The sequence below is a fragment of the Nocardiopsis mwathae genome, assembly GCF_014201195.1.
Taxonomy (GTDB): Bacteria; Actinomycetota; Actinomycetes; order Streptosporangiales; family Streptosporangiaceae; genus Nocardiopsis_C; species Nocardiopsis_C mwathae.
On sequence record NZ_JACHDS010000001.1, the window covers coordinates 3,927,854 to 3,946,870 of the forward strand.

The 19,017-nt window shown below is 70.2% G+C and carries 21 protein-coding genes; 12 read left to right on the forward strand and 9 right to left on the reverse strand.

The window, feature by feature from the left end:
- Window positions 1-108 precede the first annotated feature (108 nt).
- The 3 genes from HNR23_RS17035 to HNR23_RS17045 are packed head-to-tail and all read right to left on the reverse strand — an operon-like array spanning window position 109 to window position 3,140.
- The gene (locus HNR23_RS17035) at window positions 109-1,005 is read right to left on the reverse strand and encodes an NgoMIV family type II restriction endonuclease (protein WP_221308153.1); all 897 of its coding nucleotides are present in this window, start codon (window positions 1,003-1,005) and stop codon (window positions 109-111) included.
- A gap of 9 nt (window positions 1,006-1,014) precedes the next feature.
- Window positions 1,015-1,995 carry a NaeI family type II restriction endonuclease gene (locus tag HNR23_RS17040; protein WP_184076678.1) on the reverse strand — a complete coding sequence of 327 codons (981 nt, stop codon included), beginning with the start codon at window positions 1,993-1,995 and terminating at the stop codon, window positions 1,015-1,017.
- A gap of 26 nt (window positions 1,996-2,021) precedes the next feature.
- Complete coding sequence (locus tag HNR23_RS17045; protein ID WP_184076680.1) at window positions 2,022-3,140, reverse strand: DNA cytosine methyltransferase; 1,119 nt, start codon at window positions 3,138-3,140, stop codon at window positions 2,022-2,024.
- Between the two features lie 226 nt (window positions 3,141-3,366).
- Between HNR23_RS17045 and HNR23_RS17050 the strand changes: the two genes are divergently transcribed.
- The 7 genes from HNR23_RS17050 to HNR23_RS17080 all read left to right on the forward strand — a co-directional run bounded on the left by HNR23_RS17050 (window position 3,367) and on the right by HNR23_RS17080 (window position 10,954).
- On the forward strand, window positions 3,367-3,804 hold the full coding sequence (locus HNR23_RS17050; protein WP_184076682.1) for a very short patch repair endonuclease: 438 nt from the start codon (window positions 3,367-3,369) through the stop codon (window positions 3,802-3,804).
- Window positions 3,805-4,068: 264 nt separating this feature from the next.
- Window positions 4,069-4,944, forward strand: a complete 876-nt coding sequence (locus HNR23_RS17055) for a polysaccharide deacetylase family protein (RefSeq protein ID WP_184076684.1) — start codon at window positions 4,069-4,071, stop codon at window positions 4,942-4,944.
- Between the two features lie 786 nt (window positions 4,945-5,730).
- Window positions 5,731-6,312 carry an ATP-binding protein gene (locus HNR23_RS17060; protein ID WP_184080491.1) on the forward strand — a complete coding sequence of 194 codons (582 nt, stop codon included), beginning with the start codon at window positions 5,731-5,733 and terminating at the stop codon, window positions 6,310-6,312.
- Between the two features lie 249 nt (window positions 6,313-6,561).
- The gene (locus tag HNR23_RS17065; protein ID WP_184076686.1) at window positions 6,562-7,173 is read left to right on the forward strand and encodes a hypothetical protein; all 612 of its coding nucleotides are present in this window, start codon (window positions 6,562-6,564) and stop codon (window positions 7,171-7,173) included.
- Between the two features lie 201 nt (window positions 7,174-7,374).
- Window positions 7,375-8,946: a PepSY-associated TM helix domain-containing protein gene (locus HNR23_RS17070; protein WP_184076688.1), complete on the forward strand. Its 1,572-nt coding sequence runs from the start codon at window positions 7,375-7,377 to the stop codon at window positions 8,944-8,946.
- A 192-nt stretch (window positions 8,947-9,138) separates the two neighbouring features.
- Window positions 9,139-9,663, forward strand: a complete 525-nt coding sequence (locus HNR23_RS17075) for a GNAT family N-acetyltransferase (protein WP_449406841.1) — start codon at window positions 9,139-9,141, stop codon at window positions 9,661-9,663.
- 247 nt (window positions 9,664-9,910) lie between these two features.
- Window positions 9,911-10,954 (forward strand): protein kinase domain-containing protein, encoded by a 1,044-nt coding sequence (locus HNR23_RS17080; protein ID WP_184080493.1) that lies wholly within the window; start codon window positions 9,911-9,913, stop codon window positions 10,952-10,954.
- Window positions 10,955-11,063: 109 nt separating this feature from the next.
- On the opposite strand, the gene HNR23_RS17085 is transcribed toward HNR23_RS17080, so the two are convergent.
- On the reverse strand, window positions 11,064-11,822 hold the full coding sequence (locus HNR23_RS17085; protein ID WP_184076691.1) for an SDR family oxidoreductase: 759 nt from the start codon (window positions 11,820-11,822) through the stop codon (window positions 11,064-11,066).
- A gap of 209 nt (window positions 11,823-12,031) precedes the next feature.
- Here HNR23_RS17085 and HNR23_RS17090 point away from each other — a divergent pair, with 209 nt between their 5' ends.
- A complete protein-coding gene (locus tag HNR23_RS17090) occupies window positions 12,032-12,904 on the forward strand; it encodes a helix-turn-helix domain-containing protein (protein ID WP_246421783.1) in 873 nt (290 codons plus the stop codon).
- A gap of 83 nt (window positions 12,905-12,987) precedes the next feature.
- On the opposite strand, the gene HNR23_RS17095 is transcribed toward HNR23_RS17090, so the two are convergent.
- On the reverse strand, window positions 12,988-13,401 hold the full coding sequence (locus HNR23_RS17095) for an MmcQ/YjbR family DNA-binding protein (RefSeq protein ID WP_184076695.1): 414 nt from the start codon (window positions 13,399-13,401) through the stop codon (window positions 12,988-12,990).
- A gap of 265 nt (window positions 13,402-13,666) precedes the next feature.
- On the opposite strand from HNR23_RS17095, the gene HNR23_RS17100 reads away from it, so the two are divergent.
- Window positions 13,667-14,014: a 50S ribosomal protein L7/L12 gene (locus tag HNR23_RS17100; protein ID WP_246421784.1), complete on the forward strand. Its 348-nt coding sequence runs from the start codon at window positions 13,667-13,669 to the stop codon at window positions 14,012-14,014.
- A 28-nt stretch (window positions 14,015-14,042) separates the two neighbouring features.
- On the opposite strand, the gene HNR23_RS17105 is transcribed toward HNR23_RS17100, so the two are convergent.
- The 3 genes from HNR23_RS17105 to HNR23_RS17115 form a co-directional block, all read right to left on the reverse strand.
- On the reverse strand, window positions 14,043-14,462 hold the full coding sequence (locus tag HNR23_RS17105) for a hypothetical protein (RefSeq protein WP_184080910.1): 420 nt from the start codon (window positions 14,460-14,462) through the stop codon (window positions 14,043-14,045).
- A complete protein-coding gene (locus HNR23_RS26890) occupies window positions 14,429-15,082 on the reverse strand; it encodes a GntR family transcriptional regulator (RefSeq protein WP_246421785.1) in 654 nt (217 codons plus the stop codon). Before HNR23_RS26890 ends, HNR23_RS17105 begins: the two co-directional genes overlap by 34 nt.
- A gap of 85 nt (window positions 15,083-15,167) precedes the next feature.
- Window positions 15,168-15,455: a winged helix-turn-helix domain-containing protein gene (locus HNR23_RS17115; protein ID WP_184076697.1), complete on the reverse strand. Its 288-nt coding sequence runs from the start codon at window positions 15,453-15,455 to the stop codon at window positions 15,168-15,170.
- Between the two features lie 167 nt (window positions 15,456-15,622).
- Here HNR23_RS17115 and HNR23_RS17120 point away from each other — a divergent pair, with 167 nt between their 5' ends.
- The 3 genes from HNR23_RS17120 (at window position 15,623) to HNR23_RS17130 (ending at window position 18,142) form a co-directional block, all read left to right on the forward strand.
- Window positions 15,623-15,769 carry a hypothetical protein gene (locus HNR23_RS17120; RefSeq protein WP_184076699.1) on the forward strand — a complete coding sequence of 49 codons (147 nt, stop codon included), beginning with the start codon at window positions 15,623-15,625 and terminating at the stop codon, window positions 15,767-15,769.
- Window positions 15,766-16,053: a hypothetical protein gene (locus HNR23_RS17125; protein ID WP_184076701.1), complete on the forward strand. Its 288-nt coding sequence runs from the start codon at window positions 15,766-15,768 to the stop codon at window positions 16,051-16,053. Before HNR23_RS17120 ends, HNR23_RS17125 begins: the two co-directional genes overlap by 4 nt.
- 226 nt (window positions 16,054-16,279) lie before the next feature.
- Entirely contained in the window at window positions 16,280-18,142 is a 1,863-nt protein-coding gene (locus HNR23_RS17130) for a bifunctional metallophosphatase/5'-nucleotidase (RefSeq protein ID WP_184076703.1), read from the forward strand.
- On the opposite strand, the gene HNR23_RS17135 is transcribed toward HNR23_RS17130, so the two are convergent.
- Entirely contained in the window at window positions 18,126-18,974 is an 849-nt protein-coding gene (locus HNR23_RS17135; protein ID WP_184076705.1) for a type IV toxin-antitoxin system AbiEi family antitoxin domain-containing protein, read from the reverse strand. The two genes, HNR23_RS17130 and HNR23_RS17135, sit on opposite strands and share 17 nt — an antisense overlap.
- Between the last annotated feature and the right edge of the window lie 43 nt (window positions 18,975-19,017).

A 19,017-nucleotide genomic window follows, 5' to 3' on the forward strand; every position in this document is an offset into this window, starting at 1 on the left:
GCTGTCCACACCGACCGAAAGCCGGTCTGGCGGTCTCCGCCCCCACCCCGTGTGGCTCGGAGGTCGCAGGCTTCGCGACTCCGAATCCTTCACCGATCGACCGTCGATTCAAATCCGTGACACGTATGCGATCAGATCATCGTAATCCCGGACCCTCCCCTGGTCTCGCAGGCGATGAAAAGTGTCTCGCGCGGCCATACGATTCTTCGACGTACAGACCTGATCGACTGCTTCGGCCAGGGCAGGTAGGTGGAGGTGGTAGACACAATCGATTTCGCCCGACCCCCTGCCGAGAATTCCAAGGAAGTAGGGCCGCGGCTCCATCGTGACGGCGGCGAAGTGCGGCATGCGGCCGCGTCTCAAAGCGGCCATTTTCGCCCCCTGGGTTCGACAATCCTGGGCACGATCGGTACGCAGACTCCACTTCAGCGAGAACCCGGCTTCCAAGAACGGAAGCGACGAATTCGAGTAAGGCGATGGCCCAGAGATCGCTATATCGAGCCCCAGCACGGATTCCTCACCGAGGGTATCCAGCAGGAGCCGCCGCTCGGCGACCGACTCCTCGTGCTCTCCACGAATCCTGCCCACCAGGTCGAGCAACCTCGGCGCCTGGTTCAGATCACCATCATCATCGTGAATGTACACCTCAAGTTCTTCGATACTCGACGAGACTCGACTCCCTGCAGGATCTTTCGCAAGCTCCTGCACCACACCCAGATGGGAATATTGCTCGAATTCCGCCAGCTTACGTTCAGCATCGACTGAGACATCACTCCCGAAGGATTCCACCCTGCCCGCAAGGTCAGCGAGCATTTCCCTGGCCATGACGGGACCGGCCAGCCCTCCATCGACCGCCGCCCGAGGCACCCCCATCACGTCGAAGAAGGCGGTCCCCAACTCCACCGAGAACGCGTGGCTCGCATCGCTGGTATTGGGCTTTCCATTACGGTAGCCGCACAAGGAAGCGGCGAACGGAGCAGGAATTGGTCGACCTCGTTCCAACACGGTGATTCTTCAGAGGGTGGGCAGAGGGCTGGGCGGCTCATCATCATTCGCCACGGCGTAGGTCGCCGATCCCATCGGTGTGACCCGGCGCCCATCATCGCCTTCCGAGGGAACCAGCCTGGCGCTTATCCATTCGCCTTTGGAGCACTTCGGAAGACCTAGATCGTGACAAACATTCGGATGCCCATTCTGGTGACCGAAGATCATTATCCCTTCATCGCGCAAGGCGATTCGGGCATCTCGAACGCGCTTCGGCGCATCCGACTGCTTGGCGACCGTGAGGACCGTCTGGCGATCCACGACACGCCCCTGTACGATTCTGAATAGTCGATTCACACGTTCCTGCCCACTCGGGGGGTTTCCACGTGCATCCAACCTGTCGAATATCTCGTGGCGCTCGGCCGCCGAGAGCCTCATGAGAAAATTCTCAGGAAGATCACCATCGCGGACCAACCACCGGATATGGCGTCGGGATTCCGATTTTATCGATCGTTTTCCGTCGCTGTTCTTCCCAGGGTTCAGCCGGTCTTCCGTGGTTCTCAACAACCCGACCGAGAACCGCCCTCTGTCGTCGCGTGCGTGCATGAGGAGGCAGATCCTCCCCACGGCTTCCCTCGGAATCGACTGTCCGGTGGATGCCCCGATCGAGAACTTGGCGTCGACTTCCTGTTCGCATACGAGGTAGTCCATCGATTTACCACGAGGAAGTTCGAACATGTCCTGACAGACGATCTCCACCTTCGTCCCCAGGTACGTCAATTCGGTCTTGGCGACGCGCGCTCGATCGTGAATATCGAACCTTCCGGTTCGCTGCCCGTCGAGCACCTCGTCGATCGCCTGACGGAAAACCTCAGCGAACCTGCTCTCCAGGTCGGGAAAACTCAGAAACCAGGACTCCACCGCATCCATCTCGGAGTCGACCATAGTGTCATCGACTTCATCCGAGATCGGCAGACCTTCATGGGAAAAAAGATTTAAATCGTCGCTCACACTACAAGTGTAGGAGCACCGACAACCTATGCCAAGAGGCTGAGTTGCCTGTCTTCTTTCCTCTCGGTGGACCACTTCCCATCGGCGAAGGCCAGTGCGTACACGAACTCGGCGAGTGCCCGCCCGAGCTTCGCAGGGACGGCGTTGCCGATCTGGCGCGCGACATCGATCTTCGTTCCCTCGAACACGAAGTCGTCCGGGAAACTCTGGATCCGTGCGGCCTCACGGTGAGTGATCGGCCTGTCGTACTGAGGGTGGAGGTACCGTCCCTTCTCCGGCTTGTAGAACTCGGTACGGATGGTGAATCCAGGTCGGTCCCACCAGAGTCTGCCCATGACGTCGGTCGTTCCCGTTGCCTTGTTCGCCCAGCATCTGGGCTCTAGATCGGGACGATTCCGGCGTAGATCGAATCTGTTTCCACCTTCAGGGATGGCACGATAGCGCGCAAGCGACTTCGCGGTCGGATTTCGCTTGATGTGCAGGTCCTGACGCCCCTCCGAATCGAATGTGATTTCCGCATTCTTCGGGTAGGAGGGAAGGTCACCGATGACGTCTCGAAGCGTAAGGTATTCTTGCCCGCTCGGGGACTCCGGACCATGGGTCGGCGGCGGGGGCCACGGGACGTCGTCGACTCCTCTGACCGCGACGAATATGCCTCGACGCCGTGTCTGCGCTACACCGTAGTCGGCTGCGTTCAAGACCCCGTAGTTGTAGGAGTACTGCTTCAGGTCCTCGTCCGTCTCCATGAGTTCCAGTAGGCGAGCGAACTGCGCGGACTTCTGGAACTGTGGGACGTTCTCGATGACGAACGCCTTGGGCTGCAGTTCGCAGACCGCCTTCAGGTACTGTTGCCAGAGATCGTTGAGCTGCGCACGGCTCTCGTCGTCCCGATCCCGACCGAGCGGGCTGAAACCCTGGCACGGCGGCCCTCCGATGATGAGGTCGGCCTCCGGATAGTGGTCGACGGCCTCGATGGGCCCGTCGAAGACCTCACACCCGAAGTTCTGCTTGAAGGTACGAGCAGCCGCTGGATCGACCTCGACCGCGAACACGGACGTGAAGCCCAGGGCGGCCTGGCGGAAACCGAGCGCCAGGCCACCCGCTCCGGCGAACAGGTCGATGGTCCTGATGGCCGTGCCATCCATCGGCGCCTCCCCAAGCAGTACGACGATGTAACTATAGGAGCCAGTCGGCCCTGTGAGAGCCGATGCGAGGGAGTGTCCCCCTGCTCCGCCGGTGACGGAAGGTTCCATCGAGGTATTCAACACTCTCCCGGTGACAGAACCGCTCGATCGACTCCGCCGCCATGCGGCGATCGGACGGCCCTCGGCCTGTCCCCATCGGGCTCGCGAGCTCCATATAGTCGGCTGTATGGTCGCCGAACGTCCACGGGGCGCCTCCAGCGAGGCCGTGCGGAAGAGCATGCGGTCCAACAAGGGTCGTGACACGAAACCTGAGCTCGCCGTCCGCAGAGCCGTACACGCCCGGGGACTGCGGTACCGCGTCTCTGCACGGCCTCTCCCCGACCTGCGGCGGACCGCCGATCTCGTCTTCATCCGGTCCAAGGTCGCCGTGTTCATCGACGGCTGTTTCTGGCATGGGTGCCCCGAGCACCACACCGGTTCCAAGACCAACGCCGCATTCTGGGCTGACAAGGTACGACGGAACCGGGAGAGAGATCGCGAGACCGACACCCTACTGACGAAGGCGGGCTGGACGGTGATCCGTTCTTGGGAACACGAAGCCACCGAGGCCGTCGTCGAACGGATCATCCGGGTGGTGAAGGATCGCCGGGCAGTGGAGGGCTAGAGGCTCGTCGCCCCCGGTCTGAGGTCCGAGGCCACCCTGGCCGGCAGCCTGTGGACCGGTACCGCACACGCCGAGTCGGCCCGCTTCTGCCGGTTCCGGATCACCCCCGGCGTCGCCGCGGCGGTCGTGTTCGCGGTCCGCGACGGCGCCCCCGAGGAATCGGTCACGGGGGCGGGAAAGTCCCGCGAATCGTAGGGTTCTCAACTACGCGTGCAGGAAACGATACTTGTCGTTACTGCCGCCGTGAGAATCACGAGGTCCCCCGTGAAGCACGTCTCGCTCCTGCGTCCGCGCATCCTCGCCTTCCTTCCCGACCACTTCTCCCGTCCCGCCGATCCCGACGTCGATCCCAGACCGCAGCGCACGACGCACCGGGCGCACCCCCGCCGGCTCGGCACGGCGGCGATCCTCGCCTCCGTCGCACTGCTGCTCGGTGGGGGGACCGCCGTCGCCGCGCCCGCCCCCGCCGGGCCCGCCCCCGACGCCGCCGTCGACTGCTCCGCGGCGGGTGCGAAATGCATCGCCCTGACCTTCGACGACGGCCCGGCGCCCCGTACCCCCGAACTCCTCGACATCCTCGACCGGCACGGCGCCGAGTCGACGTTCTTCATGGTGGGTCGGCAGATCGAGCGGCGCCCGTCCACCGTCCGCATGGTCCGCGACCGCGGCCACGAGGTCGGCAACCACAGCGCCAACCACCGCGTCCTCACCGAGCTGAGCGAGCGCGAGATCCGTGCGGAGATATCCGAGGTCAACGACCTCGTCCGGCGCGAGATCGGTCGCAGCCCCACGCTCATGCGCCCGCCCTACGGCGAGACCGACGCCACCGTCGCCAAGGTGATCCGGGACCTCGGGATGACCCAGGTCATCTGGAACGTCGACAGTGAGGACTGGAAGGGCCACGACTCCGCGACCATCACCCGCCGGACCCTTGCCGACGCCAAGCCGGGGGCCATCGTCCTGATGCACGACACGATCGACCCGACGATCGAGGCGGTGCCGACGATCCTGCGCGAGCTCAAGGCGCGCGGCTACACCATGGTCACGGTCTCGGATCTGCTCAGGAGCGGGCAGGCCGACCTCGACCGGTTCGAGGGCGGGCCGACCGCGCTTCCGGTGGAGTCCGCTTCGGCCCCGTGACCCGCTGCGGGCGCCCCTACTCGGTCCGCGGCGGCTGCGACCCGCCGCCTGGCTCGGGTTTCGGCCCCGGCCTTCCGCGTACACGCTCCGCGGCCCTGGTGCCGTGGGTTTCCCCCGCAGGCCGCCAGGGCCGCGTGGAGCCGCGCGTCGGTTCCGGAGCCCGGCCCGGCGTCGTCGCCTTCCGCACGGGCCAGGACCTCCGGCGCCCGACCCTCCTGCGGGCGGAATCCGGTCTCCTGGAAGAGCCGCAGCGCCTCACGCGGCGCGGTCGGGGCGGTCGGGGCGGCGCCACCCACACCACGAACGCGAGCCAACCCTTCACATCTTCACGAAGCCACCTCCACCCCCACCCCCGCCCGAAAGGAAAGGATTTCCTTCCCTTCGAACACCTCGCCCGCCCCTTCGTCAAACCCACCACCAATGCACCCACAAAGCGAGAGAAAACTCGTTCGGCCACCCCGGTAGCAGTATCGGCGAATCTGAGAGAATTCTCTGGAATTCAGTTCTCTAAGGTGCCACGTTAGAAGGGAAAGCCTAGTGAGGACGACCTCGTTCAGGTGATCGCGAGCCCGGCGCGAGGTGCGGGCCACCCGGCGCGCACACCGGGTGGACACGTGCCGCAGACCCACGAAAGGCCAGGTGAGCAATGATCATGGAAGCCGGCGCCCCTCGCGAAAGAAGGGCACCGGGAAGGGAGAGGAGAAATCCTCGGGCATCTCACGGACGATGCCCGGCCTCTCCCTTCACCGAGGTATCGAACACCCGAGAAAGGGGAGTGTGGTGATCATGCGAGCGTTCGCGCGCACCTTCCCCGGCCGCGCGGAGAGTGCCGCCCAGGCCCGCCATTGGCTCAGAGAACTGCTGGATCACGAGACCTGCGGTGCCAAGGTGCCCACCGAAACCGCCGAGACCGCCTACCTTCTCCTCTCCGAACTCGCCACCAACGCGGCGCAGCACACGGCATCCGGGCGGCCCGGCGGGTACTTCTCCGTGTTCGCCCGGTTCACCACGAGCCGACTGCGCATCGAAGTCACCGACGAACCCGACCTCGGCGATCCCCCCGCCCCCGCCCCAGCACGCCCACGAGACGAAAGCGGGCGCGGCCTCGGCATCGTCGCCGCGCTCTCCACCCGGTGCGGCGACTATCGGCGCGCCCGCAGCCATACCGTGTTCTTCGAACTCGCGCACGGCTCACGCCGCCACGGAAACGGAAACGGCAACTTCCCCCCGCCCCTCGCCCTGCCCCCGCTCCGCCACTGGTTCCAGCGGCAGGTCGCGTCCAGGAGTCGCCCCCGCGGCTCTCTGGCCCCCGCCCGAGGCCCCGGCGGAGGCGGGCGCCTCTTCGCCCCGTCCCCCGCCATCGCCTGACACCCCCGCACCCGGTCGGCCGTACCGGCGCGGTCGACTCGGGTGCCTGAACCACGTGCACCGCCCATCCGTGATGAAGACATGCAGACGGTTCCGAGAGCGATCGTGCCCCGACCCTCACCGCGGCGTTGCCCGCCTCGTCCTCGCCTGCCCGTCCCGCACCGCCCCGTCCCCTCCCGCGCCCGGGGTGTGCACGACGACCCACCACCCTCTTCCACGGTCTGTGCGCGTCCGGGAATAATCGGCCGCGTGCGACTCGACCAGCCGATCATCCGGGGCCTGCGCGCCGGGCTCTTCGCAACCGTCTGCGTTGCGGTCTCGGCCGGTCTGCACGTGTCCGCGGGCGGGGCACCCGTCGACTGGCGAACTCTCGGGCCGGCAGTGCTGATCATCGGTGCGGTCGGCTACGCCCTCGCGGGCGGCCGGCGCGGCCTGGGTCAGATCATGGCCGCGGCCTTCACGGCCCAGTACGGGCTGCACCACCTCTTCGGTGCGGGAGCCGCCGCCCCGTCCGCCACCCCGGCGGCGGCCGACCCAGCGGGCGGAACCCTGCACCACACCATGGACGGCGGCCCTGGCCTGGCCATGCTGCTCGTCCACACCTTCGCCGCGTTGGTGACGGCATGGTGGCTGGAGCGCGGCGAGTCCGACCTCGCCGAACTGCTCCACCTCCTCGGCGCACACCTGCCCGTTCTGCTGGCCCTGCCACGCCCCTTCGCCACTCCTCCCCTCCCGAAGCTCCGCTACCGCCCCACGGCGCCACGCCCCGTCGAGCGGTTGCTCGGCCGGACCATCCGGCGCCGCGGACCACCCGGGCCCTCGCGCGTGTTCCACGGCGGGCGGGTCGCCCTGACGCCCTGAGTCTGAGGGCCGCGCCCCGCCGTTCTCCTCCGCCGCCCCGACGCCGACCGCGGTGATCTCCAGCGCTCCGGCATCGGCGGCACCGGCTCCCCACCCCTGCCCGGCCGACGTCGCTGACCCGGCCGGGCCCCGCGCGATGCCGCATGCCCGAGAACGGGCGTGCGCGGTGCCGCGTGCCCGAACACGTAAAGGACACCACCCATGGCGACCCCCGCCGACACACCCCCGCGATCATCGGACGCCGCACCGTCGGCGACGGCACCGGCGAAACCGCACCCGGCGCGATCCCGACCCCGACCGCACCACCAGCGCTACCGGACCGTCTGGCGGTGGCACTTCTACGCCGGCCTCTTCGTCGCGCCCGTGCTGCTCGTACTCGCCGTCACCGGCGGCATCTACCTCTTCAAGGACCCCTACGAGGAGTGGCGCTACTCCGACCTGCGCACGCTGGACGCACCCGTCAGCGCACCGGTCCCGCTGTCCGAGCAGGTCGAGTCGGCCCAGGCGGCCCACCCCGACCTCCCGCTCGACTCGGTCATCCCGCCGGCCGAGGCCGACCGCTCGACCCGCGTCATCCTCAAGGGCACGGACGCCGGCCACTTCGCCCCCGGGATGTCGGTGTACGTCGATCCCGCGAGCGCGCACGTGCTGGGCTCGGTCGATGACAGTGCGACCCTGATGCGCGCGGTGCGGGACATCCACGGCTCGCTGATGGCCGGGGACATCGGCGACATGGTCGTGGAGACGGCGGCGTGCTGGGCCGTCATCCTCGTCGCCACCGGCACGTACCTGTGGTGGCGCAGCCCGGCGCGGCGGCGGTCGGCGGCCACGTCCGGCCGCAGCGGCGGAGCCGGCGAGAGCGGGAGCGGGAGCGGGAGCGGGACCGGCAGCGGCGACGCGCGGGCTCCCCGGAACGGGCGGCGCCTCTCACTGCGCCGACTGCACGCCCTCACCGGGATCACCGCGGGCGCCGTCATCGTCCTGCTCGTGCTGACCGGGCTCCCCTGGTCCGGGGTGTGGGGCGGCGGCCTCCGCGCGGTCCAGGAGTGGACCGGCTCCACCAGGCCCGACCCCGGCGACTTCGCCGACACCTCGGCCCCCGGCACCGCGCAGGACGGGCACGCGGGCCATGGCGCGTCCGCCACTCGGGACCCGCGGGAACACCACCCCGACGCCGACGTCCCCTGGGCCGCGCAGGACGAGAAGGTCCCCACGTCGGCCGGGGGCACCGCACCCGTCCCCATGGAGGCGGCGCTCGCAGCGGCGCACGACACCGCCGACTGCCCCGCTTCGTCCTGCGACTACTCGGTCCTTCCGCCGCAGGACGCCGCCGGCGTCTACACGGTGACGGCCAAGCCCCGGCACGACCCGGCCGACGAGCGCACCGTGCGCGTCGACCAGTACACGGGCGAGGTCGTCGCGTCCTACGGCTGGGCGGAGTACGGGGTGATCGCCAAGGGGGTCTCGCAGGGCATCGCCATCCATGAGGGGCGGCGCTTCGGCACGGCCAATCTGATCCTCATGCTCGCCGCCTGCGTGGCCATCGTCGGGCTGGTCGTGACGGGAACCTGGATGTGGTGGCGGCGCCGCCCCCGCAACCGCATCGGCGCCCCGGCCCGCCCCACCGACCGGCGCACCGCCTACGGGGTCATCGCGATCATGGCCGTCCTCGGCCTGCTGTTCCCCCTGGCCGGAATCAGCATGCTCATCGTCCTCGCGATCGACGCCCTCATCCTGCGCCGCGTTCCGGCGCTGCGGACCATGTTCGGCTGAGCCTCAGGCCCGAGGACCGGGGCCATGCCCCCGGTCCTCGGGCCGCGTCCGCGCCATGGAATCCACCTGACCTTGGCACGGGTCGCCCCGGCCTTCCGGCCGGTGCGGAACCGCCCCCGGAGCCCTGGTGGTGTGGGAGTGGCCGAAGCGGCCCCCTACCCGTGCTCGCGCTCCTGCGCCAGGATGAACGCCGTGAACGATATCGCGATCCGCCCTGCCCGGCCCGACGAGTCAGCGGCCGTCGCCGAGCTCCGCTGGCGTTGGGTACAGGAGACCTATGGAACCCCCGACACCACGCTGGAGGAGTTCGTCCCCCGGTTCGTGGCGTGGGCCAGGGAGAACGAGTCCTCACACCGGTGCATGGTGGTGGCCCGCGGCGACACGGTCATCGGCATGGCCTGGCTGGCGACCACACAGCGCGTGCCGCATCCGCGCTCCTTCGAGCGGATGTCGGGCGACGTGCAGTGCGTGTATGTGGCGCCGGGCGAGCGCGACCGCGGCCTGGGCGGCGAACTGATCGAGGCGGTCCTGTCGTGGGCGCGTGACCTGGGCCTTGAGCGGGTGACGGTGCACTCCAGCGACCGGGCGGTCCCGGCGTACTCCCGCCACGGGTTCGAAGCCTCGCCGCGCCTGCTCCAGTTCGAGGTGGGGGGCGGGAGAAGAGGTGCGATGCCGGTGGACGAGGTGGAGGACGAACTCGCTCGCCGTGCCCGATGAAGCAGGAACCCATCGAGGCCCGGACGTGCGGTCGGCAGGGTTCTCCCGCCTTCAGGCGGGGAAGACGTCAACCACCTGGACATCCCCCATGCCCTGGATGGTGCTCCGTGATCACGCTCCATCGGCGCGCTGTCGTACGCGCGCGTCCGGCCTCGTCGCGATGCCGGCGCTGTGCGTGCCGTTCGGCCTCGTCATCGCGTTCTGCATCGCGTTCTGCGCGCCCTGCTCGTTGTACGCGGGAGGAGCGGTGAAAGCGCGGGGGGCGCGGCGGCTCGGGCGGCTGCTGCCCGACGACCCGTCCGAGGTCGGGGGCTACCGCCTCGTCGGGCGGGTCGGCTCCGGCGGGATGGGAACCGTCTACGCGGGCACGGCCGCGGGCGTCCGCGGGTACCTCGCCGTCAAGGTGGTCCACCCGCGGCACGCCGCCGACCCCCGCTTCCGGGAGCAGTTCGCCCACGAGGCCCGGCTGCTGGCGCGAGTGAACAGCCCGTGCGTGGCCAGGTTCATCAGCGCCGATGTGGAGGCCGACCACCCCTGGTTGGCCACCGAGTACGTGCCGGGGCCGACCGTGCGCCACCACGTCGAACGCTACGGCCCGCTGCGCCCGGGGATGGTGCGGGCGCTGGCCGTCGGCGTCGCCGACGCGCTGCGCGCGATCCACGCGGCGGGCATCGTGCACCGCGACCTCAAGCCGAGCAACGTCGTCATGGCGCCGTCGGGGCCGAAGGTGCTCGACTTCGGTATCGCCCGCCCGTCGACCGCGGCGGACGCGACGCGGTGGGTGCGCATCCGCCGCATGCGGCGGGCGTTGCGCGCGCTGCGGCTGCCCTCGCCCGCGACCCTGCCCGGCCCGGAGGCGGGGAGCGGCGTGCCGCGCGACCGGGTCGGCACGCCCGGGTGGATCAGCCCGGAGCAGTACCGGCGCCGACAGGTGACCGACCGGTCCGACGTGTTCCTGTGGGGCGCCCTGGTCGCCTTCGCGGCGGCCGCCCACGACCCGTTCGGGCACGGGCACCCGCGCGAGCTGGCCCGGCGGGTCCTGCACGAGGACCCGGACCTGGACCGGCTCCCACCCGGACTCGACGAACTCGTCCCGCGCGCGATGGCCAAGGACCCCGGCGACCGGCCGGACGCGGCGGAGCTTCTGCGCCTGCTCCTCGCGTCGGAGGGCGCCGCGAACGGCCGCAGCGACGTGACACCGACGGTGCGGCGCGTCCTGCGCGAGCAGTGGACCGACGTGGCCGTGCGGTTCCCGCAGCCGCCCCGCGAGCGCTGGTGGCCGCTGCGCTGAACATCCACCCGCCCGGGAGAAAAGGGAGGACGGCACCCCATCTCCCGGGCGGCGTCACCGCGGCCCCGGGGCGGAACCCCCACGTGCCGCACCGAGGCCGAGCCGACGGTCAGCGGGTGGTGTAGCCGCCGTTGGCGAGGATGGTCTGGCCGGTGATCCACCAGCCGTCGGTGGCCAGGAACCGCACCAGCGGGACGATGTCCTCGATCTTCGTGAGCTGGTTTCCCAGGGCCTGGGACTTGTGGAACTCGACCCGCTCGGGGGTCTCCTGCCCGTAGAAGAACGGGGTGTCCATCGGCCCGGGGGCGACGTTGTTGACGGAGATGCCCCGGTCGGCGAACTCCTTGGCGGCGGCGCGGGCGTAGTGCTCGACCGGCGCCTTGCCCCCGGCGTAGGTGGAGTACCCGTCGGTGAACGCGGCCAGCAGCGACGTGAGGATCGTGATGACCTTGCCGTTGTCGTTCAGGTGCCGGCCGGCCTCCCGGATGAAGAAGTACGCGGCCTTGGCGTTGATGTCGGCCATCCGGTCGTACTCGTCCTCGGTGGTCTCGACGATGGGCTTGCGCAGCACCATGCCGGCGGTGTTGACGGCGACGTCGATGCCGCCGAACCGGTCCTTGGCGGTGGCGAAGAGGCGCTCGACCTCCTCGACCCGGGTCAGGTCGCCCTGGACCGCGACGGCCTTGGCCCCCGCGGCCTGGACCGCCTCGACCGTCGCCTCGGCATCGGGCTCCGTGGCGTCGGAGTGGTAGTGGACGATGACGTCGGCACCGTCGCGCGCCACAGTGCGGCTGACCAGCCCGCCGAGGTTCTTGGCTCCGCCGGCGACCAGTACCGTCTTGCCCGACAGGGAGTGGTTCGTGCTCATGCTGGCTCCTTCGCACCTCGTGCTCGGCTTGCCCGAACATCGTGCGATCGTGCCGCCCGCGGGGTCTTGAACGTTCGGCCGGTCGTGGAACGATCCCGCCCCGGGTGTGCCCGCGGGGTCGGGCAGCGCGTCGGGTGCCCGCCGGTGTGTGCGGAACCCCCAGGCCGCGTTGGACGCAATGGGTAACAATGAGTGTTATGGCACGGTCGATGATCAAGCCGCATCTGCTTCACCTGTCCGGGAGCGGGGACGACCTGGGCCACGCCGTGGTCGAACGCGATGTGGAGCGCGCGGCCGGGAAGGCCGACACGGTGCCGCCTCCGGTCGGTCCGGCCTCCCACGTCCTGGTCGTGCACTCCGGGACGTCGACGAACCTGACCTGGTCGGTCGACGGTCGGGCGCGCCGTGAACGCTTCCACCGCGGCCAGTCCCTGATCAACCCGGCGGGGTGGGCGTCGCGACCGCGGTGGGAGGAGGACGTCGAACTGATGCTGGTCTCCATGGACCCCCGGTGGCTGGAACGCCTGGCCGAGGAGGGCGGCGCCAAGGGGGTGTTCGAGCTCGCCCCGCAGTACCACCTCGACGATCCGCTGCTGGCGATGATGGTCGAACGGCTGGTCACCGAGTACGAGCTCCCCGGCCCCGCGGACACCCTCTACACCCAGGCGCTGGTCCAGGCGGTGGCCGCGCACGTGGTGAAGATGTCGTCGGCACGGTCGGACCGGCTGACACGGGACGGCGGGCTGTCCCCGCGCCGCCTGGCGCTCGTGTCCGACTACATCGAGGCCCACCTGCACGAGCGGCTGCGCCTGGATGACCTCGCGCGGGTGGCGGGGCTGAGCGAATCGCACTTCACCCGCGCCTTCCGCACGTCCACCGGGCAGTCGCCGCACCAGTACGTGCTGCGGCTGCGGCTGGACGCGGCGCGCCGCGCCCTGCTGTCGACCGACGCACCCATCGCGCATATCGCCGACGCGACCGGGTTCGCCGACCAGAGCCATCTGACCCGCATGATGCGGCGCCGTCTCGGGGTCACCCCGAGCGCTCTGCGGGCGGCCCGGATGTCCGGATCCCGTCGTTGATCTCGGCGACGTGCGCCGAACACTAAGACCCGCAGGCGGTAGCCGGCGCGCGTCGCCGAGATCAACGGAAGGGAGGTCGGGGTTCAGCCGTCCTCGGCGCCGCCCGGTGCGGGCAGGGGCGGGGTGCCGTCACCCAGGACGGCGAGCAGGCGGTCCCGGTCGGCCCGCCGGAGCCCCTTGACGACCTGGACGTAGGAGTGCCGCACCATCTCCACCACCTCGTCGTCGGGGACCGTGCCGTCCAGCGCGACGGAGTTCCAGTGCCGCTTGTTCATGTGGTAAGCGGGAGTGACCGCGGGGAACTCGGCGCGGAGTTCGAGCGCCAGGACCGGGTCGCACTTGAGGTTGACCGTGGCCGACCGGTCACCGCCCTCGTCCATCAGCAGCGCGAACATCTTGCCCGCGACCTTGTAGACCGGCACCCCGGCCACGAACGGCTCGGTCTCCACGGCATCGGGAAACCACAGCGCGATGTCGATGAACTGCTCCGGAGTCACCGGATCCCCTCGTCTCGTCCGCGTCGTGCGGGTCGACCGCCGACACGGCCATCCTGGCACCCGGTACCGACAACGCACCGCCACGGCCGCAGGCGCGCGTCGGCGATGCCCTGTGCCCGCGGTGATGCGCTAGGCTCCGCCGTCGAAGCACCGGTACATCGGAGGCCTGTCCGCCCCGTTTTCTCCCGCTTCCGGCGCCCGATTCGTCGCTGCGCCGCTCCCGCAACCGCACTCGTACGTCGACTTCTCCTACCTGGTGGTGGTCATGGCCGGACTGTTCGGACGCTCGCCCAAGATCCCGCGCGACGTCGTGCCCCTGACCGAGGACGCGATCGCCCAGGCCCGGGAGCTGGTCCGCCAGGGCAAGCAGATCAACGCGGTCAAGGTGATCCGCGAGCAGAGCGGGATGGGCCTGGCGGAGGCCAAGGCCATGGCCGACGCCCTGCGCGAGGGCCGACAGGTTCCGGTCGCTCCGGCACCGGGCATGAGCCTGGCGGACCGGGTGCGGCGGCTGCGCGGCGAGGACCGTATCGCCGACGCCGTCCGGCTGGTGGCCACGGAGACCGGCATGACGGAGGCCGAGGCGGCGCTGTTCATCGAGCACCTGGCGTGAGCCGCGGCGGCCGGGCGGCCGCGGCCGTTCAGTGGAGGTTCCGGTAGTAGGTGCGGGACGGCTGCATCAGCACCAGGCCGAGCATCGCGGCGGAGAGGGCGAGGGGGAGGAACGAGACGCCGGGGCTGTCGACCAGCACCCACAGCCACCACAGGGTCATGGCTCCGTGGAAGGCCGCCAGGAGCCACCACACGACCGGCGTCCTGCGACCCATGACCGCCGCGAGGCCGAGGGCGAGCACCGCGTAGGCACCGGTCGCCACCGCTATCCAGAACAAGGCCTCGGACCAGCCGGTCGCGTTCTCCACGCCGTGCTCCAGGAACGCGGCCTCCCGCTGCCCGTCGGTGGTCTGCGGGTCCGCCAGCAGGCCGGTCAGCACGGCGAGCAGGAGCCCGCCCGCGCCCAGGATGACCATCATGACCCGGACCCCGACCAGGGTCCCCGGCATGGACACCCGGGCGGGAGGCCCGTACACGGTGCCCGGCTGCCAGGGCCGGTGCCCCGTCGGCGGATGACCCTGGTGCGGCTGCGCGTACGGGGTGGGCTGCGGGTGGGGGTGGGGGTGGGGCGGATACTGGTGGGGATGCTGACGCGGCGGCTGCGCCCCAGGGTGCTGCTGGGGCCGGTTCGGCTGCTGCGGTGGATACGGCCCCGGTGGGTAGGACATGCGCGATGCTCCCGTTTGATCAGTTCCAGGCGTGCCTGACCAGCCGTGCGAATATATCCGACCCGAATGCGGAGATGGAGTACCGGAAGCGACATCCCGCCGAAATCACCCCTGGCCGAAACAGGCCATGACCGGTCGGCTACTCGTCGACCCTGTTCATTGGTCTTGGGATGCTGCGAGACGAACGTTCCTCTCTGGGGAAGCGTGATCACCCAGCCTTCGGAGCGCAGGAGGGCGACAGCCTGCCGCGCCGTGTCTCTGGCGATGCCGTACTCGGCGACCATCTGCGGCTCCGACGGAACACGGTCCTTCGGCTTGAGTTCACCTGACTTGATGCGCTCACGGATGACACGCGCCACCTGCTGATAGATGGGCGTGGGGTCGAAGTGATCGATGTCCATGCCGCAGGCTCACCAGGAGCCTGGCTACGCGGTGAGCGTTCGCAGAACCGAGTCCGGCGGCACGCGGGGCTCCCAGCCGCAGGCCCTACTTCTCGGCTTCAGGCTCACGAGCAACGACGAAGGTCCCCTTGGCGGGGAGCGTGTACACCAAGCCTTGCTCGCGCAGTGCCCGTACAGCACGGCGTGCCGTCTCCACGGCTACGCCGTATTCCTCGGCCAAGTCGCGTTCGCCGGCCAACCGCGCACCTGGCGGTAGCGCATCGGCCGGGCGGCTCTCACCTCGCCCGGCTTCGATCCGCAGCGCAATATGCCGGGCCACTTCGTCGTAGACGTAGGCGCCCGGGTTGGGATCGTACGGCGGGATCTCTGCCATGCAATGAAGATTAGAGCACTCCTGAGCTGGGCAAATACATGGAGTGCGCTGCACTGCTATGCAGCGCACTGCCACGTGCGGTATCGTCAGTAGGCACAAAAAGACCCCGACGGCAGCGGGCACTGCCTCGGGGCGCGGCCACCAGCTGCTCAAGGAGCTGATGACAAGTGAAGAGTAACCGTCTGCAGGCGCGGTCCGCGAACCGTGTCCGGCCCTATATCGCTGTTCTGGAACACCAGCGCGCCGCCGAGGCGCTGCGGTTCCAGCGGTTCGCCGTCCAGGTCGCTCTGTCCGCTGCGGGGGTGGGGCGATGAGTGGGGACAACGACCCGCTGCTGCGGCTGCTGCGGGAGCACTACCGGCACCGGTGGGCCATCCGGCGGACCGAGAACCTGTGGATCGCGGTCGCCCAGGACCCTGACGCCGACCACGCGCCGACCGTCGTACAGCCCGACATCAACGTCTTCCTCGCCGACCTGGAGAACCCGCCACCGCGGGCGGGCCGGTCCCGGTCGCTGATGTCGGCCGAGTACTTCGCGACCCAGTACAAGCAGGTCGACGACGGCGTGTGGCGCAACACCTCCCCGCCCGGAGTCTGACCTCCCGCGACGCGCGGCCCACCGCCGGGCTGCCGAACACGGCCCCATCGGCCCTCGCGGGTCGGTGGGGTCCTCCTTCGCCGGGATCAACGCAATGGCCAACCCGCGTCGGCCGGCTCGTAACGCCTCCCCCGTATGATCCCGGCAGGTTCGGTGGGTGCGCCCGCCGGGCCGTGTTCGATTCCGCCCCGCTCTACCGTCCCCCGTCTCCGGAGAGGAACCGTGCATGTCGAGACGATTCCGTCCCCCCAGATCCCTGCTGCGCGCCTCGGGCGCGGTGGTGATCGCGTCCGCTCTCGTCGCCACGTCGGTGGTGCCGGCGTCCGCTGAACCGAAGGGGGGCCATGGCGGCGGCAACAGCAGGACGCACTACACGCTGACCATCCTGCACGCCAACGACACCGAGTCGAAGCTCCTCGGTGCCCCCGCGGACGCCGACTACGGCGGCGCCGCCCGGTTCACCTCGCTGATGCACCGGCTGCGGGAGGAGGAGCGCAGTCCCCGGGCCGCCCAGGCCGGCGAATCGCGACGGCGCGGGGTCGTCACCCTGTCGTCCGGGGACATGTTCCTCTCCGGGCCGCAGTTCGCCGCCGGCCAGCAGGACGGCGCGCCCTTCTACGACGCGGTCGCCACCGGCTACGCCGAGTACGACGCGATCTCCATGGGCAACCACGAGTTCGACCTCGGGCCCGACACCTACGCCGACTTCATCGCCGCCACCCCCGGCGACGTACCGTTCCTCGCCGCCAACATCGACGTCTCCGGCGAACCTCGGCTGGCCGAGCTGGAGGAGAAGGGCCGCATCGCGCCGAGCACCGTCGTCAAGCAGCGCGGCGAGCGGATCGGGATCGTCGGCGCCATCACGCCGCTGCTGCCCGCCATCTCCAGCCCCCGCAACGCCGTCGTCGACCCGGACGTGCGCGCCGCGGTCCAGGGCGAGGTGGACGCCCTGACCGCGCAGGGCATCGACAAGATCATCGTCATCTCGCACCTCCAGGGCATCGGTGAGGACAAGTTGCTCGCCCGCGAGCTGCGCGACGTCGACGTGATGATCGCCGGAGGCGGCCACGAGACCCAGGCCTCCCCGGGCACCCCGCTGGTGCCGGGCGACGTCGTGCCCAACGACCCCGAGACCGGCGAACCGCTGGAGTACCCGTTGTGGGTGGCTGACTCCACCGGCGCCGAGGTGCCGATCGTGACCGCCGGTTCCGACTACAAGTACGTCGGCCGCCTCGTCGTCAACTTCGACAGGCAGGGCAACGTCACCTCGGTCGCCGACCGCTCGGCCCCCGTCCGCGTCTCCGGTGTCGGCGACGACGCCGTCGAGCCGCACCCGGACGTTCACGAGGAGGTCCACCAGCCGGTCGAGGCCTATGTCGCGGACCTGGCCGAGACCACGGCCGCGACCGCCGAGGTCGGCCTGGACGGCCGCCGCGATCCGGGGGTTCGCACACAGGAGACCAACCTCGGCAGCCTGATGGCCGACGCGCTGCTGGCCACCGGCCGCGCCAACGCCGCCGAGTACGGTGTGCCCGAGCCGCAGATCGCACTCCAGAACGGCGGCGGGATCAGGAACAACTCGGTGGTCGGCCCCGGGCGGGTCTCCGAGCTGGACACCTACACGATCGCCCCCTTCCCCAACCAGGTGGTGGTCGTCCCGGACGTGCCGCGCGCGCAGGTCAAGGAGCTGCTGGAGAACGCGGTCTCCTCGATGCCCGCCGCCGACGGCCGGTTCGCGCAGGTCGCGGGGTTCGACTTCGGATACGACGCCTCGCGCACCGCCCAGCAGGTCGACGACGACGGCGACGTACTGCGCGCGGGCGAGCGGGTGCGCGACCTTGAGCTGCACGACGGCACCGTCATCGTCGCCGACGGCGAGGTCGTGGACGGCCCGGCGATCTCCGTGGCCACCATCGACTTCTCCGCGCGCGGCGGCGACCAGTGGCCGTTCCGCGGCGCCGACTACACGGTCGTGGGCGCGAACTACCAGACGGCCCTGTTCACCTACCTCACCGACGACCTCGGCGGCCGGGTGACCGCCGCCGACTACCCCGAGGGCGGCTCCGGCCGCATCACCGCCGCCGGGTAGGCGGGGAACCACCCCCCTGTGTCGCCGATCGGCGGTCGAGCGGGGCGCGGCACCGGGCCGCGCCCCGTTCTCGTGCGCCCGGTGCGCGGGACTCCGCCCGCGGGCGGGGGCCGGGGTGCTGCGCGGTTCCGGCGGCGCCGAGGAAGCGGCGGGCCTCGGCCGCGCTGACCAGGCCCAGGCGCCGCGCGGCCGCGACCATGGGCGCGAACTCCGCACGCGGCGCCGTGCCGGCGAGATCGGCGAGGGTGCGCCGCACCGTGGTCAGCCGCACGGGACCCCTGCGGGTGAGGTCACTCCTGCGGATCCACCGGTGGTGGACCAGCAGCGGAGGCGCCGGGCACCGCACCTTGCCCCGCGGCCGGGTGGCCATGTGCACGGCGCCGCCCCACCGCCGCGGATCGCACAGGCCGTGCAGCCGCGCGGCGGTCTCCAGGCACGCGCAGGAGTCGCGCCCCAGTGCGAGCTGCGCCGCCATGACCTCGCGTGGCAGCCCGGGGGCGGCGAGCCGCGGGTCGCCCGCGATCTGCGCGAGCGGCAGGGCCACCTGGTACACGCCGGTGTAGCGGCGCACCAGGTGGCCCGCGTCGACCATGGCGGTGAGCCGCCGCCGACCGAGCCCGGACTCGTGCACCTGCTCGGTGGTGACACACCCGCACTGCCGGGCGGCGACGCGGGCGAGCCGGGTCTGGGCTGCGACGAGCCCCGCGAGCGTGGAGTCCGCGGTGAGGGGGCGGTCCGCCGACACGGCGGCGGGGAGGGGACGGAAGGGGCGGTCAGGTCGGGAACCGATGGGGCGAGCCGCGGCGCGGTCGCTGCTCTTGGCTGAGGTCATGGGTCCAGCGTGGGCGGGCGCGGCCCGGATCTCCATGCCGGTT